General features: G+C 68.1%; 14 protein-coding genes, 1 tRNA gene and 1 other RNA gene. 8 read left to right on the top strand and 8 right to left on the bottom strand.

The genetic code is table 11. The features are described from left to right. The first annotated feature begins 207 nt into the window (after positions 1–207). From QC765_RS10695 to tgt, 5 genes are all read left to right on the top strand, one after another. Positions 208–870 (top strand): DUF6875 domain-containing protein, encoded by a 663-nt coding sequence (locus QC765_RS10695; protein WP_278314417.1) that lies wholly within the window; start codon positions 208–210, stop codon positions 868–870. Positions 871–872: 2 nt separating this feature from the next. Then, complete coding sequence (locus tag QC765_RS10690; RefSeq protein WP_278314416.1) at positions 873–1,358, top strand: aminoacyl-tRNA deacylase; 486 nt, start codon at positions 873–875, stop codon at positions 1,356–1,358. Positions 1,359–1,489: 131 nt separating this feature from the next. Further along, positions 1,490–2,149 carry a TetR/AcrR family transcriptional regulator gene (locus QC765_RS10685; RefSeq protein ID WP_278314415.1) on the top strand — a complete coding sequence of 220 codons (660 nt, stop codon included), beginning with the start codon at positions 1,490–1,492 and terminating at the stop codon, positions 2,147–2,149. After that, a complete protein-coding gene (locus QC765_RS10680; RefSeq protein ID WP_278314414.1) occupies positions 2,125–4,449 on the top strand; it encodes an MMPL family transporter in 2,325 nt (774 codons plus the stop codon). The genes QC765_RS10685 and QC765_RS10680 overlap by 25 nt, the downstream gene beginning before the upstream one ends. Positions 4,450–4,551: 102 nt before the next feature. Then, positions 4,552–5,793 (top strand): tRNA guanosine(34) transglycosylase Tgt, encoded by a 1,242-nt coding sequence (gene tgt / locus QC765_RS10675; RefSeq protein WP_278314413.1) that lies wholly within the window; start codon positions 4,552–4,554, stop codon positions 5,791–5,793. Positions 5,794–6,085: 292 nt separating this feature from the next. On the opposite strand, the gene QC765_RS10670 is transcribed toward tgt, so the two are convergent. From QC765_RS10670 to QC765_RS10640, 7 genes are all read right to left on the bottom strand, one after another. After that, complete coding sequence (locus tag QC765_RS10670; protein ID WP_278314412.1) at positions 6,086–6,358, bottom strand: hypothetical protein; 273 nt, start codon at positions 6,356–6,358, stop codon at positions 6,086–6,088. A gap of 18 nt (positions 6,359–6,376) precedes the next feature. Further along, positions 6,377–7,096: a queuosine precursor transporter gene (locus QC765_RS10665; protein WP_278314411.1), complete on the bottom strand. Its 720-nt coding sequence runs from the start codon at positions 7,094–7,096 to the stop codon at positions 6,377–6,379. A gap of 21 nt (positions 7,097–7,117) precedes the next feature. Continuing rightward, entirely contained in the window at positions 7,118–7,693 is a 576-nt protein-coding gene (locus tag QC765_RS10660) for an RDD family protein (protein WP_278314410.1), read from the bottom strand. A gap of 103 nt (positions 7,694–7,796) precedes the next feature. Continuing rightward, on the bottom strand, positions 7,797–8,714 hold the full coding sequence (gluQRS, locus tag QC765_RS10655) for a tRNA glutamyl-Q(34) synthetase GluQRS (protein ID WP_373876732.1): 918 nt from the start codon (positions 8,712–8,714) through the stop codon (positions 7,797–7,799). Between the two features lie 27 nt (positions 8,715–8,741). After that, complete coding sequence (locus QC765_RS10650; protein WP_278314409.1) at positions 8,742–9,872, bottom strand: NAD(P)/FAD-dependent oxidoreductase; 1,131 nt, start codon at positions 9,870–9,872, stop codon at positions 8,742–8,744. Further along, on the bottom strand, positions 9,841–10,881 hold the full coding sequence (locus QC765_RS10645) for an arsenic resistance protein (protein WP_278314408.1): 1,041 nt from the start codon (positions 10,879–10,881) through the stop codon (positions 9,841–9,843). The genes QC765_RS10650 and QC765_RS10645 overlap by 32 nt, the downstream gene beginning before the upstream one ends. A 280-nt stretch (positions 10,882–11,161) precedes the next feature. Then, positions 11,162–11,247, bottom strand: a tRNA-Ser gene (locus QC765_RS10640). Between the two features lie 128 nt (positions 11,248–11,375). Between QC765_RS10640 and ffs the strand changes: the two genes are divergently transcribed. Both ffs and QC765_RS10630 read left to right on the top strand, forming a co-directional pair. After that, positions 11,376–11,470: signal recognition particle sRNA small type (gene ffs / locus QC765_RS10635), an RNA gene on the top strand. Positions 11,471–11,499: 29 nt separating this feature from the next. Beyond that, positions 11,500–12,780, top strand: coding sequence for an aspartate aminotransferase type Ic (locus QC765_RS10630; protein WP_278314407.1), 1,281 nt, complete (start codon positions 11,500–11,502; stop codon positions 12,778–12,780). Positions 12,781–12,820: 40 nt separating this feature from the next. Here QC765_RS10630 and QC765_RS10625 read toward each other — a convergent pair whose 3' ends face one another. Further along, positions 12,821–13,615 carry a class I SAM-dependent methyltransferase gene (locus QC765_RS10625; RefSeq protein ID WP_278314406.1) on the bottom strand — a complete coding sequence of 265 codons (795 nt, stop codon included), beginning with the start codon at positions 13,613–13,615 and terminating at the stop codon, positions 12,821–12,823. 88 nt (positions 13,616–13,703) lie between these two features. Here QC765_RS10625 and QC765_RS10620 point away from each other — a divergent pair, with 88 nt between their 5' ends. After that, the gene (locus QC765_RS10620; protein ID WP_278314405.1) at positions 13,704–16,025 is read left to right on the top strand and encodes a DNA polymerase III subunit gamma and tau; all 2,322 of its coding nucleotides are present in this window, start codon (positions 13,704–13,706) and stop codon (positions 16,023–16,025) included. Positions 16,026–16,063 lie beyond the last annotated feature (38 nt).

Genomic DNA, 16,063 nt, shown 5'->3' with positions numbered 1-16,063 from the left:
GTCCGGCATGTTGTGGCGGACAGGGTGTAACGGCTCTTGCTGATGGTGCGATTCTGGTGATGGAGTGGCCAGTGTGTGCTGCTGAGCACGTGTTGGTGAGACGGATGATCGCGGTCACCCTTCGCATGGGTTTGGTAGTGCAGCCGCTACCCTTCAATGAGGGTCGACAGTGGTGTGGGCCCGCCGACCATGGCGAAAGGTGGCGTGATGACTCGGGCAGACCGTGATTCGCGCAGTCATCTGGAGCTGGGCCTGGTGAACTTGTCGGATCCGGGCGCGGTTCGCGATGAGCCTGCGCTCGTTGAGCTCGATGGCTGGGTGCGGGCATTCCTGACGCGCCCGCATGCAGATCTGGGCCGCTCGGGGCCGGTGTGCCCGTTCACCGTGCCGTCCTTGTCCCGGAATCTCCTGTGGGCAGGTGTGGTGCGTGGCTCGAGGTTGTCGGAGGACGACATCTCGCTGGCGGTCGAGAAGCTCGTGGATGACTTCGCGCTGCTCGGCCCGTCCGAGGGCGGGCAGGCACTGTACAAGGCAGCCATGGTTGTCTTTCCTGACCTCGTGGACCATTCCCTGATCGATCGCGTGCAGCAGGCGCGCAAGCCGAAGGCTGTTGCCCACGGCTTGATGCTCGGGCAGTTCTATCCCGGTTGCGATGAGCCAGGCCTGTGGAACGATCATTTCCGCCCCCTGGATTGCCCGCTGCCGATGCTGGCGCTGCGCCACATGGTGCCCAGCGATCTGCCCTTCCTCGATGGTGATGAGGCGTGGACCGAGAGCTATCTCAAGCGGTTTGCCCCGACAGTGCCCGCGCAGGTGCGGGCGACGATGGTGCAGCGGCTGGTGCGTCCGCGCGAGCCGCGGGAGGAATAGCAGTGCCGACGGTGCACAGCAGGGTCCGTGAAGCGCTGGATCGTAGCGACCTGGATGTGACGGTGCATGAGCATGCATCGCTGCCGGGCCCGATCCGGAGCCCGCAGGACTTCGCGGATGCCTTGGGCTATTCGCTGGATCGCATCACCAAGTCGGTGTTCCTGCGCGCACGGAGCGGCACCACGCACGCTGTCGCGGTGTGCGCGATGGGGCGCAAGCTCGATATGGCCCAGGTTTCAGCCATCGTTGGCGCGGGGCGCATGGAGCTCGCGGGGCCTGACGAGCTCGCGCGCGTGCTCGACTATCCCCGGCACGGGGTGTCCCCGCTGGGCGTGCCCGCCACGGTCATGGTGGTTGTCGACGAAGGACTGCTCGTCGAGCCGACGGTCCTGGTTGGTGCTGGAGCGGCAGGGGTGGAAGTGGAGGTCGCGCCGCGTGATCTCGTTGCCGCCGCGGGCGCCGTGGTCGCCGACATCGCCCTGGGATAGCTGCGCTTGTGGCGCAAGCACCCACGAACGGGCGCCTGCGCACGGACAAATAAGACAGGGTGTCGCAAATCATATTCTTGCACCCACCTGAAATATTGCAGCCTGTTGCAAAGTGTTGAAGCATGGAAGCCATGCACAACGGACCCAGCCTGCGAGAGCGCAAGAAGGCAGCCACCCGCGCTGCCCTCGCGGCCGCTGCCGTCCGCCTGACCCGGGAGCGCGGCATCGAATCGGCCACCGCCGAGGCCATCGCCGCGCAAGCAGGAGTATCAGCCCGCACTTTCCACAACTACTTCGCTAGCCGCGAGGATGCGATCGTCCACCACCTCGAGACGCTCGTTGACACGCTCCTCGACACCCTCGAGGACATGCCCCGCGAGCTCGACACCATGACCGCGCTGCGGCAGCTCCTGCTCGATGCGGCCAGTGCCCCGCAGCACGAGCTCGCCGACCTCGTTGGCGCGCTCCACCTCGTCGAGGCGCACCCCACCGTTGCCTCGTGCAACCAGGCCCTTCTCACCCGGACCATGAACCGGGCCGTCCGCATCGTCGCCGACCGGGCCGGGATCAACGGCGACACCAACATCTATCCGCGGCTCGCCCTGGGCATCGCTAGCGCTGCCTTCAACGCCGCTGCCGAGGTCTGGGTCCGCGGATCACCCGGCGGCCGCACTCTCACTGACCTCGTCGACGAGGCATTCACACGCATCGCCGGCGGCATGACCGCCCCCAGGACCGACCAGAACCCACGACCACAGGAGCCCTCATGGCCACCTACCTCTACCGCCTAGGCCGCTTCGCCTACCGGCGGAAGGGCATCGTCCTCGCCTTCTGGCTCGCGATGCTCGTCCTTGCTGGCGGCGCGGCGGCGACCCTCTCGGGCCCCACGAAGGATTCCTTCTCCATCCCCGGCACCCCCGGGCAGGAGGCGCAGGACCTCATGGCCGAGCGGTTCCCCAATGCCGCCGCGGACCCGTTCAACTCGTTGAGCGCCCGCTACCTGTTCGTCGCGCCCGACGGCAGCACCCTCGACGATCCCGCTATCAGCGCCGCGATCGACGAGACCCTGACCGCCATCCGCGGCATCGACCAGGTCAGCGAGAGCGCTACCAGCACTGACGGCCCCGGCGCGCTCGCCAGCCCCACCGCCGCGTTCGGCGGCATGGTCGACCAGCTGATCGAGCAGGGCACGCCCGAGGACCAGGCGCTCGCCAACGCCGCCGCAGTCGGTCCGCTCAGCAGCGACCGCACCGTCGGCTACGTCGACGTTCCCATCGACGGCGATTTCGGCGACATCACCGAGCAACTCCGCGAGGACCTCAACGAGGCTGCCGACCCTGCTCGCGATGCCGGCCTCGACGTGCTCGTCGCGGGCTCGGTCATGCAGGACGTGGAGCCACCGGGCGGCACCGCCGAGCTTGTTGGCCTCGCCATCGCCGCTGTCGTTCTCGTCATCACCTTCGGCTCGCTCATCGCCGCTGGAATGCCACTTGTCGCCGCCATCGTGGGCGTGGGCATCGGCGTCTCCCTCATCACCGCGGCCACCGGGTTCATGGACCTCAGCTCCACCGTCTCCACCCTCGCCGTGATGATCGGCCTCGCCGTCGCCATCGACTACTCGCTGTTCATCCTCTCCCGCTACCGGGCCGAGCTCGCTACCGCTAGCTCCCGCGAGGAAGCAGCCGGGCGTGCCGTGGGCACAGCGGGCTCCGCCGTCGTCTTCGCCGGCCTCACCGTCATCATCGCGCTGCTCGCCCTGCGCGTCGTCAACATCCCGTTCCTCACCGACATGGGCCGGGCCGCCGCGCTCACCGTGCTCATCGCCGTGCTCATCGCGATCAGCATGCTGCCGGCGATCCTGGGCCTGACGAAGTCCGCGATCTTCAAGGGCCGTATCCCCGGCCTGCGCCAGGTCGACCCCGAGCATCCTGATCGGCTCACCAACGGGCGTCGCTGGGCCAACGTGGTCACCCGCATCCCTGCGGTCACCCTCATCGGCGCGATCGTCATCCTCGGCGTGCTCGCCATCCCGGCCGCCAAGCTCGAGCTCGCGCTGCCCACCCCGGCCACCGAGCCGCCCGGTACCGTCACCCGCGACGCCTTCGATGTCACCGAAGATGCATTCGGCCCTGGACGCAACGCCCAGCTCATTGTTGTCGCCGACGGCGTTGCCGTGGCCGAGGATGATCGCACCGATGCCTACGCGGAGCTCGTCGACCGCATGTACACCTACGGTGATGTGTCGAACGCCCAGATCGTCGGCATCAACGAGGCGGGGGATACCGCCCAGATCCTCGTCACCCCCGCCACCGGTCCGATCGAGGAAGCCACCAAGGACCTCGTCAACTCCATCCGGGATGCCGAGGAGCAGGTACGGGCCGAGACCGGGCTCAGCTACGGCGTGGCCGGGCAGACCGCCATCGAGATCGACGTCTCCGACCGGCTGCAGGATGCTCTCATCCCGTACCTCGTGGTCGTCGTGGGGCTCGCGTTCATCCTGCTGATGCTCGTGTTCCGCTCCATCCTCGTGCCGCTGACCGCCACCCTCGGGTTCCTGCTCAGCGTGGCCGCCACCTTCGGCGCCACCGTGGCGATCTTCCAGCTCGACTGGCTCGGCATCGCCACCAACCCGCAACCGATCGTCAGCTTCCTGCCGATCTTCCTCATCGGCGTGGTCTTCGGCCTCGCCATGGACTACCAGGTGTTCCTCGTCAGCCGCATGCGCGAGGCCTACGTCCACGGCGAGTCCGCGAAGGACGCGATCATCAGCGGCTTCTCGCACGGCGCCCGCGTTGTCACCGCCGCCGCGGTCATCATGATGTCCGTCTTCGCGGCGTTCATCGCCGAGGACATGGCATTCATCAAGGTGATGGGCTTCGCGCTCGCCGCCGCCATCGTGTTCGACGCCTTCCTCGTCCGCATGGTGCTCATCCCGTCGGTGATGGCGCTGCTCGGCGACAAGGCGTGGTGGCTGCCCGCGTGGCTCGACCGCATCCTCCCCAACGTCGACGTGGAGGGCGAGAAGCTCGACCAGCACATCGAGGAGCGGGAGCTCGCCGCGGCGCAACCAGAGCCGGCCACTACCCGCTAGGCGCGCTTCCCGGGCCCCGCGGCATCGCTTCCCTCCTCGGGAGCCTGCCGCGGGGCCCGCACGCTTTCGTCGGGAGGGTTGCCTCTGGTTGGATGGCTATCCGTGCCACACAACCAGCAGCAACCCTTCGACGTCCACGCCACCCTCGACGGACGCCTCGGCCGCACCGGGACCATCCACACCCCCCACGGCACCATCGAGACACCCGCGTTCATCCCCGTGGGAACCAAGGCGACCGTCAAGGCGCTCCTGCCCGAGACCGTGCAGAGCCTCGGCGCCCAGGCCGTGCTGGCCAACGCCTACCACCTCTACCTGCAGCCCGGCTCCGACATCATCGACGAGGCAGGCGGGCTGGGCCGCTTCATGAACTGGCCCGGCCCCACCTTCACCGACAGCGGGGGATTCCAGGTCCTCTCCATGGGATCCGGCTTCCGCAAGATCCTCGCCATGGAACTCGGCAAGGCCCGCCCCGAGGACATCCGCGCCCACCAGCGCGACCGCCTCGCCCACGTCGACGACGACGGCGTCAACTTCAAGTCCCACATCAACGGCTCGAAGCACCGCTTCACCCCCGAGGTGTCGCTGCGCATCCAGCACGAGATCGGTGCGGACATCATGTTCGCCTTCGACGAGCTCACCACCCTCGTCGATACCCGCGACTACCAGGTCGAATCCGTCGAGCGCACCCGGCTGTGGGCGCAGCGCAGCCTCGACGAGCATGAGCGCCAGACCGAAGCCCGCACCCATCGCCCCTACCAGGCGCTCTTTGGTGTGGTCCAGGGAGCCCAGTACGAGGACCTGCGCCGGGAAGCAGCCCGCGGCCTCGCCAAGCTCCGCTCCTACGCCGGCCGGCCCTTCGACGGATACGGGATCGGCGGCGCGCTCGAGAAGCACAACCTCGGCACCATCGTCCGCTGGGCCAACGAGGAGCTTCCGTACGAGACCCCCAAGCACATGCTCGGCATCAGCGAGCCCGACGACCTCTTCACCGCCATCGAGAACGGCGCCGACACCTTCGACTGCGTCTCGCCCTCGCGCGTCGCTCGCAACGCCGCCATCTACCTGCCCACCGGTCGCGTCAACATGGACAAGGCCCGGTTCAAGCGGGACTTCACGCCCATCGACGACACCTGCGACTGCTACACCTGCGGCCACTACACGCGCGCCTACCTGCACCACCTGTACAAGTCGAAGGAATTCCTCGCCTCCACCCTCGCGACGATCCACAACGAGCGGTTCATCATCCGCCTCGTCGACCAGATCCGCGACAGCATCAACGGCGGCTACTTCGCGGACCTGCGCGCGGACGTCCTCGGCCGCTACTACGCGCCGCGCGAGGGGTAGGGGCTAGCTGGCCAGGCGTGATGGCGGGTGGTCCGGTCGGTTTGCCCGGCCCGGTGGCAGGTGGCCCCGGTTGTGTGCGGTTTTGCACCCTCGGACGGCCGCGAAAGGGTGCAAGCGGTAACACTTCCGAGGCTGGACCGCGGCCGGGCGTGGTGGCCGCCGCCGCCGCCGACGCCGTCCGGGCAAACGCACCGGAAGTTGCGCGCGGACCCCGGATTTTTCTATCGCGTTTGAGGGTTACGGGTGCGTTTGCGGCGAGGACTAGCAGCGTACGGCCGCGGGGCGGGCCAAGCTAGCGGTGCAGCTCCGGACGTGGCGCGAGCTGGTTGGTGCGCCATTTCCGGAACGACCAGATCGCGAGGCCCGAGAGCACCGATCCCGCCGAGAGGAACGAGCCGATCGACAGGATCGACCCGAATGATGCCGCGGAACCGATCGACAGCGCCGAGCCGGTCGATCCTATGGACAGCACCGAGCCCGAGGAGGCGATGGAGAGGACGGAGCCCGTCGAGGCGATCGACAGCACCGAGCCCGAGGATGCGATGGATGCGCGCGATGCCGCCATGGTGTGCCTTCCCGAGGTCTAGGCCTGCTCAGGAATAGCGTAGGTGGGCTCGTGCTTCTTCACCAGGGCAACGACCTGATAGGTCACCGGAAGCAGGATTGCTTCCACCGCGGTCTTGTACACAAATCCGAAGAACAGGTAGTTGAGGAAGTCATCCATCGTGCTGATGCCGATGGCCGTGGCAGCGATGGCGCAGAAGATCAGCGTGTCAGTGAACTGCCCGACCACCGAGGAGCCCATGAGGCGCGCCCACAGGTGCCGCTCCTTGGTGCGCTCCTTGATCCGCACGAGCACGTACGAGTTGAACATCTGCCCGAGCAGGAAGGCGGTGAGGCTCGCCACGAGGATCTGCGGATAGACGCCCACTACCGCCTCGAGGGATTCCTGCCCCTCGTAGAAGCTCGCCGGGGGCAGCAGCGTCACGATCCAGAACGACACGGCTGCGAGGATCGCTACCCCGAAGCCGATGAGGATCGCGCGGCGCGCGGCCCGGAAGCCGTAGACCTCCGCGAGCACATCACCGAGGATGTAGGCGAGCGGGATGAGGAAGAAGCCGCCATCGGTGATGATCGAGAAGTCGCCCACGATGGGGCCGAACTCGACACCCTTGGTGGCGGCGATGTTCGCCATGAACAACAGGGACGCGAAAACCGCGACGATCGTGGCGTACATTCCGCTGCTCGCGCGCGCGAAAACGGCGGGGCCAGGCTGGTCGGCGGTCAAGCTGGCGTTAGGCATCCGGGTATCCAACCACACATCTCAGGCGCGGACCACCTGGGTGCCATCCGCGATGTCGTCATGCCTGCCCTGCTTGCGCGGGCTCCGTGCGATGCTGACCGCGATCGATGCCACCGCAGCGCCCGTCACGACCAAGGCGAGGAAGGCCACCGCGAGGAAAGGCATCATCACCAGGGCTTGAAGGATGTAGAAGGAGTTACGGCGGAAAGCCTCGCTGCGCGTGGGGAACTCGCCGTTGGGGCCGTACACGCGCAGCCGCATGATGCGCTTGCCGAACGTCTGCCCGCTCTCGGACTCGAGGATCACCGAGTATGCGATCAGGGTGACGCCGTAGATCAGCGCGCCAAGGAATCCGCCGAACGCGCCAAGGCCCTCGCCGAGAACCCGGTATATGAAAACAGCAGGGATGCCGACAAACAATCCGTCGATGACGCGGGCGATCGCGCGCGGCGCTAGGTCGGCCGGCTCATGCCCGGAAGGCAAGTACGAGGCATCGGCGCCGTATGCGGCGTGCGGATCGAAGGCACGTGGATTGCGGCCGTCGCCCGCCGGGGCATGGCGGCCATCGCGGCGTGGTTTTTTCTTCCCTTGGCTCATTGGCTCGATCCTGGCTCATCGCGGCGCGGCGGTTGCTTCGTGACGAGACAACAGTACGGCACACCCCGCGCACCCTGCATGATCGCTGCTTGCCGGGGCGCGGTCAGGGAGCCTGCCCGGGCGCGAACGTCCACGGCTCGCGGGGGAGGAGCTCCGCATCGAAGTCCCCGAGCAGGTCGTGCGGCGTGACCTCCGCCTTGTTGCTCAGCCCGAGCGATCGGGCCAGTAGCCCCATGATCCGGGCAGGAGGGTCGCCGATCTCGCGCATCGTCACCGCTCCATCGCGCTTGGCCAGTCGCTTGCCGCTGGGCCCGAGCACCAGGGGCACATGCGCGTACTGCGGCGGCTCGTGGCCGAGCAGGGAGGCGAGGTACGCCTGGCGCGGCGCGGAGCTGAGCAGGTCATCACCGCGGACCACCTGGTCGACCCCGGTGGCGAGATCATCGACCACGCATACGAAGTTGTAGGCGAAGGTGCCATCGCCGCGCCGGATCACGAAATCATCGACCGCGCCGGTGTAGCGGCCATGCAGCGCATCGCTGACCGTGCAATGGGTGGCGCTCGTCCGCAGCCGCACTGCAGGGGAGCGGCCGGTCGCGCGTCGTTCGGCGCGCTGCTGCTCGGTCAGGTCCCGGCACGTTCCCGGGTACGAGCCAGGCGGAGCGTGCGGGGCCGATGCCGCCGCATGGATCTCGCGGCGCGTGCAGAAGCACTCGAAGGTCAGGCCAGCGACGCGCAGCTCGTCCAGCTCTGCCTCATACGTCTCCTGCCGGTCCGATTGGTAGAGCACCGGGCCGTCCCAGTCGATGCCGAGCGCCGCGATGTCGGCGAGCTGCCGCTGCGCCGAGTCGGGATCGACTCGATCATCGAGGTCCTCCATGCGCATCAGGAACGCGCGATCGGTCGATCGGGCGAACAGCCACGCCAGCAGTGCTGTCCGGAGGTTTCCCAGGTGCAGGTCCCCCGTGGGGCTCGGCGCGTACCGGCCTGCCCCGGTGGCGGGCACGAGCGGGATCAACACTCCGCCGATGCTACCGGCGAGCCGGGCTCAGCAGGCGCACGAGGTATCGCAGCAGCTCACGTCCTCTACCCACATGCCGGAGGTCTTCCACGCCTTCAGCGCGCTCGTGTCCATGCCGAGCCGCGTGCCGATGGTGTGCGCCACGTGGGCGAAGCGCTGCCGGAACTTGTAGATGAAGCACAGGTGCAGGCGGGCGTGCCGCACGGCTGGGCCGGCGAGGAACAAGCCCGGGGTGATGGTGGATTCATCATTGCCGGTCAGCGCGGGCCACCCGTCCTCACGGCTCTCGAAAAGATGCTCCACCGGGCCGAGGTGCGGTCGGTAGCCGGTCGCGAGGACCGGCCGGGCGCGCGAGGCATGCGTCGTGCCGTCGCTGGCCGTCACCAGATAGCTGCCGTCGTGCTTCTCGATGGAGCTCGCCGCTAGGCCGCCGCGCAGCTCGTGGTGGCCAGTGGCGCGGGCCTCGCGTAGTCGCACCTGGGTGCGGGGCGCGAGCGTGAGGGAGGGATCCGAGCTCGCGCGCTCCCACGGCGTCTCAGGATCAATAACCGTCACGTGGTGGCCGCGCGCGGCCAGCGAGCAGGCGATGTCGATGCCGGACTCGAAGCCACCGATGACGACAATTGGTTCCCGCGGTGGGGGAGCCCAGGCGGCCGCGTCACTGCTATGGGTCGCCAGATCAGCGCCAGGGATCGGGGGGATGGCGGGACGGACGAACTCGCCGCCGGCCCACACGATCGTGCGAGCAGTGAGCACGCCCCGCGAGGTCGTCACCTGGAACTGGTCGTCGTCCGTGGGCACGATCTGCTCGACTCCGGTGTGCTCGACGACGGGCACCTCGTAGTGCTCGGTGATCTTTCGCAGGTAGTGGGCGTACTCCTTGCCGGAGGGGTAGTCGGTCTGCAGCAGCAGGGCAGGGGACGTCCGGGGGTGGATCGCGTTGAGGTCGATCGCGCCGAACGCATTGCCGGTGAAGGACGGCGTAAGGAGATTCATCTCGTCGGGCCACTGCTCGAAGGTGTGCCCGATGGTGGCTTGCTCGAGTACGCCATAAGTTATGCCATCGACGGCTTGCAGGGCGAGCGCGGTGCCCAGGCCGGCGGGCCCGGCCCCGATCACGAGGGCGTCAACGGTGGGGGACAGGCTCGGCTTGCTCATAGTTGCTCCTTGCGGCAGGGGTGCGTGGTCGCTCGCGGAGGACATGCGCGAGCAGGGAGAGGTGCGGGAACTCGAGGAGCATCGCCAGCACGATCGTGGCGTGCAGCACGGGCTGGTCCGGGAAGGCCACCATGCTCATGGCGAGCATCATGGGCGCGTTGCGAGCGGCGGTGGTCATCGTGAGGGTGACGCGGTCGGCGCGGGGCAGGCGCAGCCGGAATGCCGTCGCGGTGGCGATGCCCAGCGAGCCCGCGAGGAAGAGCGCGGTCGTGGCGAGCACGGGCAGGACCAGCGTGTTGTGGTCCGCCATGACTGGCGCGTTGCTCATGAATATCTGCAGCACCAGCGCGGCCAGCACCCAGGGCACCAGCGCATCAGTGATCCGTGTGGCGTCCACGGCGGCGCGCTCTCGCGAACCGATGCGGGCCAGGACGAGTCGAGCGGCAACAGCCAGCGCAATGGGGGCGCCGAACCACAGCGCCAGGGTCGAGGAGAGCTCGCCGGGGGAAAGCGTGCCCGTGCTCGTGCCCGCGCCGAGCATGACGACCACGGGAAACAGCAGCACCTGGCCGACCAGGTTGGCGGGGACCAGGGCCGCCGCAGCGGCGGTATTGCCGCCCGCGATGCGAGTGAACGCGAGGAACCAGTCGGTGCAGGGGGCCAGGAAGTACAGCATCAGCCCGAGCATCGCGGCGGGATGGCCATTCAAGGTGAGCCAGGCCAGGCCGATGCCGATCGGTGCGATGACGAGGAAGTTCAGCACGAGCGCGGCGGCGACCAATCGCCTGCTCGAGAGCGCGGCGCGCATGGCCGCGAGGTCGAGCGGCAGAAGAATCAGCACGACCAGTACGAAGAGGGTCATGGTGGTGCTTTGGTCCAGGCTCTCCCCGGTGCCGGGGGCCAGGGCCGCGGCTACGATCCCGATGATGATGGCGCCGAGCAGGAGCAATGGTGGCGGTAGGTGGCGCCGCAGCGGGCGTGCAGGCGCGCGATGTCGGGCAGTGGTCATCGTTCCCCCAAGGATTTAGATAACGATAACCGTATTCAGTTACGAAGGGGGAGGCAAGCTGCGGGCCCGGTAGCGGGTTGCCGCGCGCCAGTTGCCGCGTGCCAGTTGCCGCGTGCCAGTGGAAGCTTTTCCCGAATGGAGCGGAAGAAGTTTCCACTAGCGGGGCCTGGCCACTGTCGCGACCGGCCAGCGCGCCGCACCAGCGGGACCACGGTGCCCAGCGCGAACGAAAAAGGGGCTGCCCGCACTTGCTATCAGTGCGAGCAGCCCCTTCTCAGAGCGGAGGATAGGGGATTTGAACCCCTGAGGGCTGTTAACCCAACCCGCGTTCCAGGCGAGCGCCATAGGCCACTAGGCGAATCCTCCGGGGCCATCATAACCAGCCGGTGGGGGCCGAGCGCAAACCGAGGCTTGGGCTTGCGTTGCGACACGCGTGCGGAGCGCGCAGCGGGGGGTGCGCCTGCACGATCGTCGGCAATGTGGTTACACTGTTCCTCGGATCCCGCGTGGCGTGCATCCTGTGAACTCCCCCAGGGCCGGAAGGCAGCAAGGGTCAACGGGCTCTGACGGGTGCGCGGGGTCCCCCAACTTCTTCCGAGAGATGGCGGGGCATTGTTGATGGTGTCGTTCGAGGCGCTGGACCGCGAAGCACTCTCTGCCGAGGTCGACGAGCTGCGCGATCAGTACTCCCAGCTCCAGGCCAAGCAGCTCGACCTCAACGTGACCCGCGGCAAGCCTTCCCCGGAGCAGCTTGATCTCTCCGCCGAGCTGCTCGCGCTGCCCGGTGCGGACTACCGCGATGGCAATGGCCTCGACTGCCGCAACTATGGCGGTCTCGATGGCCTGCCCGAGCTGCGGGCCATCTTCGGCGAGCTCCTCGGCGTTCCCGTGGGCCAGCTCCTCGCGGGCAACAATTCCAGCCTGGAGATGATGCACGACACGATCGTCTACCAGCTCCTCCACGGCAACGTGGACTCGGCGCGCCCGTGGTCGGCGGAGCCGGGGATCAAGTTCCTGTGCCCGTCGCCGGGGTATGACCGTCACTTCGCGATCTGCGAGCATCTTGGCATCGAGATGATCCCCGTGCCCATGCGCCCGGACGGGCCGGACATGGACGTCGTCACTGAACTGGTGAATGACCCCCAGGTCAAGGGCATCTGGTGCGTGCCGATCTACTCCAACCCGACGGGCGTGACGTTCTCCGAGGAGACGGTGCGGGCTCTCGCCTCGATGCCGACCGGGGCGCACGATTTCCGCATCTACTGGGACAACGCCTACGTCGTGCATCCCCTTACTGATGCCGACGCGCCCGTGCATGACATTCTCGGCATGGCCGCTGAGGCCGGGCACCCGAACCGCCCGCTGGTGTTCGCCTCCACCTCGAAGATCACCTTTGCTGGCTCGGGCGTGGGTTTCCTCGGTTCCTCCAGCGAGAACATCGCCTGGTACAAGAAGAACCTCGGCTTCTCCTCGATCGGTCCGGACAAGCTCAACCAGCTTCGCCACCTGCGGTTCTTCAAGGATGCTGCTGGGGTGCGCGCGCACATGGCCAAGCATCGGGAGATCCTCGCGCCGAAGTTCAATGCTGTGCTCGATATCCTCGATTCCCGCCTCAGCGACACCAAGGTCGCCACGTGGACGCATCCGGACGGTGGATACTTCATCAACCTCGACGTCGTCGAGGGGACCGCCAAGCGAGTGGTGCAGCTCGCCAAGGAGGCAGGCATCGCGCTGACCGCTGCGGGCGCGTCCTTCCCCTATGGCAAGGACCCAGCAAACTGCAACATTCGGCTCGCGCCGAGCTTCCCGTCCCTCGAGGAGATCCGCGTTGCCATGGACGGGGTAGCAACCTGCGTGCTGCTGGCTGCGGCCGAGCACTTCGACGAGCAACGGGGCTGAGCGCCAGCACCACGCGTTGACGTCGGGCCGCGCGGAGCCATCACGCTGGCGCGGTGGCCCGGACATACTGGGTGACCCCATGCACCTCCTGCTCGATGCTGGCCATGCCGCGATCCGCGAGATGTCCCGTGAGCTCGTCGAGGCCAAACATGCGCAGGCCCATCGCGCCCAGGATCCGATCCTGTCCTCTGCGCACCGCACCGTGCCGGGACGCGCGCGACGCCATCAGCGCCAGCCTCCCTCCCGGCCGGAGCACACGGATCATCTCGTCGATCACCGCGAACGGCTCGGGAATCAGGTATAGCGCCGCGTAGCAGGTCACCGCGTCGAACGCCCCGTCCCGGAAGGGGAGCCGCGTGGCATCAGCGCGGGCATACACCGCGTTCTCGCGATCGTTCGTTGCCGCAGCACGCCGTAGCATCGGTACCGACACATCCACGCCGACCGCGACCCCGGGCCGAGCAGCATCTCCGGTGACCACTGCATCGGCGAACGCACTGGTGAAGTTTCCCGGCCCGCATGCCACATCCAGCACGGCGTCGCCAGGCCCGAGGCCGAGCCATTGGACAGTCTTCTTGCGCTCCTCGCGGAAGTGGCGCACATCAAGACCCATGAACGCCAGCACGCCAGCCGGGCGCCAGAGCCGCTCATAGATGGGCGCGAGCAGGGGGAACTCCATGACCCACTGCGTCATTGATCGTCCTGCCGTGCCGGGTGGTTCCTGTGGCAGCAGGTCGGCGTACCCCTCGGGGACCGGGATCGGCTGGCCTGCCCAAGCGTCGGCGAGCAACGGCTCGAGCGCCTGTGCCTGCCGGGATGGTGCGGAGTTGTCCACGATGACCTCCCTCGGGGCTCATTGTGCGCGCCCGTGCCGCCCATGTCGACCATCCGGGATAGTCGGTGCGAACCGGTAGGCTTGCCGCGTGGCGCTCTACCGCAAGTATCGACCCGCGACCTTTGCCGAGGTCGTCGGCCAGGAACACGTGACCGAACCGCTCAGCGTTGCGCTGAGCGCGGGCCGGATCAATCACGCATACCTGTTCTCGGGGCCGCGCGGCTGTGGAAAGACATCCTCGGCACGCATCCTCGCGCGCTCGCTCAACTGTGTCGACGGCCCCACCCCGGAACCGTGCGGCACCTGCTCGTCATGCGAGGCGCTTGGTCCAGGCGGGCCGGGCAACCTGGATGTGATCGAGCTCGATGCCGCGAGCCACGGTGGCGTCGACGACACGCGCGAGCTCCGTGATCGCGCCTTCTACGCCCCCGCGGAATCGCGCTACCGCGTCTTCATCATTGATGAGGCGCACATGGTGTCCAATGCTGGCTTCAACGCGCTTCTCAAGATCGTCGAGGAGCCGCCCGAGCACTTGATCTTCATCTTCGCTACCACCGAGCCAGAGAAGGTCTTGCCGACCATCAAATCGCGCACGCACCACTATCCGTTCCGGCTGCTGCCCCCACCCGTCATGCGTGGGCTCGTGGAACAGATCTGCGGCCGCGAGGGCGTCCATGTCGACGACGCGGTGTTCCCGCTGGTCATCAAGGCGGGGGCTGGATCCCCCCGCGACACGCTATCCGTGCTTGACCAGTTGCTTGCTGGGGCCGGAGACGAGGGCATCACCTACAACCGGGCGCTGGCCCTGCTTGGCGTCACCGACCTCGCATTGATCGATTCGGCCGTGGACGCGCTCGCGGAGAACGACGCGGCCGGGCTCTACGACACCGTCAACCGTGTGATGGATGCCGGGTTCGATCCACGTCGGTTCGCTGCCGACCTGCTCGAGCGGTTCCGCGACCTGATCCTCGTTCAGGCCGTGCCCGAGGCCGCGGGGAACGGGCTCGTGGACGCTCCAGCGGAACAGCTCGAGCGGCTGCGCGAGGATGTCGACCGGTTTGGCCCCGCCACCCTGACCCGCTACGCGGAGCTGCTCCACGATGGTCTGGCCGATATGCGGGGCGCCACCGCGCCGCGCTTGCTTCTCGAGGTCCTGTGCGCCCGCATGCTGCTGCCCTCGGCATCCGATTCGGAGGGCGCCCTGCTGCAGCGTCTCGAAGCGCTCGAACGGGGCGGGCCTCCTCGGTCCGTCGGCAGCGGTAGCGCGGGCATCGAGCAGTCGGCAGCATCATCGGGAACTGCCGCTGCTGGTGCTGAGCAGCCACCACGGTTCCAGCGCCCTTCGCTGCGGCCTGCCGCCGAGAAGGAGCAGCGTCCCGCAGTGGGGTCGAGCGAGGGGAGCCCGGGCACTCAACCCGTGCCCGTTGCGCCAGCCCCCAGCGCGCCAGCCGTGCGGATCCCGGCACCGGAATCTCCTGGCACCGAGAGTCCGGCAGTGGAGGCCCAAGCTCCGCAGCGCGGAGCAGCGCAGGGCCCGTCGACACAGCCCCAGCCGCCTCGCGAACCCACCGCCGGAGCGGCGCAGCCACCTTCGCCGGGACCCCCGTCCCGCGGGCCGGGCCCCATGCAGGAATCCAGCGCCGATGCCGAGCGCGCTACCGATGCCGCCCCGTCGGAGCCGGACGCCCCGTCGGAACATGATGCCCCTGGGGCCGTGCTCGATCCACGATCGGTGGAGGCAGCCTGGCCGCGCATCTGCGCCGAGGCCCGCAAGGCGAGCAAGATCATCGAGGTGATGCTCTCGGGCGCGCGGGTCTCCACCACCGAGGGCACCACCATCGTGCTCAGCCACGAGACCCCAGCGCTCGCGGCGCGCCTGCGGGAGCCACGGAACGCCGCTGCGGTGCAAGCGGCCTTCAGCGCAGTCCTCGGAATCCCTGATGCCACCATCGTGTGGTCGGGCCAGCAGCCTGCAGCCCCCGCCGCGCAGCCCCCTGCCCGCCAAGCCTCCGCGCAGCCCGGCCACGCGGCCAGCCACCAGCAGCAGCGGCCCGAGTTCGTGCGTCGCTCCCGCGCTTCCGCGTCCGCCGCGCCGAGCGGGAACCCGCGCAGCGCCCCGCCGCGATCGCCCGCGCCCCCGGTGGACGACATTCCGCCACCGGATGACCCCGGCTACCCGGACGATCCAGGCCCGGGCGAGCCGCACGGAGCATCCCCGGCAGGGAGACGGACGGCTGTTCCTTCGCCGGAGCCGCAGCAGACCGGGGCGACCGAGCCTGATGACGAGGACGAGCTGCTCGCCGAGGCGCATAGTGACACCGGCAGCAGTGACCCGGCCTCTCGCCGCGACCCGGAGGAGATCGCCATCGAGCTCCTCGCGAACGAGCTCGGCGCCAAGCGCATCGACTAGCGGCTTCACGAGGAGCGCAACCGCACTCGCTCGAGCAG

The organism is Hoyosella levis (assembly GCF_026008515.1).
GTDB classification, from domain to species: domain Bacteria; phylum Actinomycetota; class Actinomycetes; order Mycobacteriales; family Mycobacteriaceae; genus Lolliginicoccus; species Lolliginicoccus levis.
The sequence above is the reverse complement of the archived record's forward strand: the minus strand, read 5'-3'. Positions and strand labels throughout refer to the sequence as shown.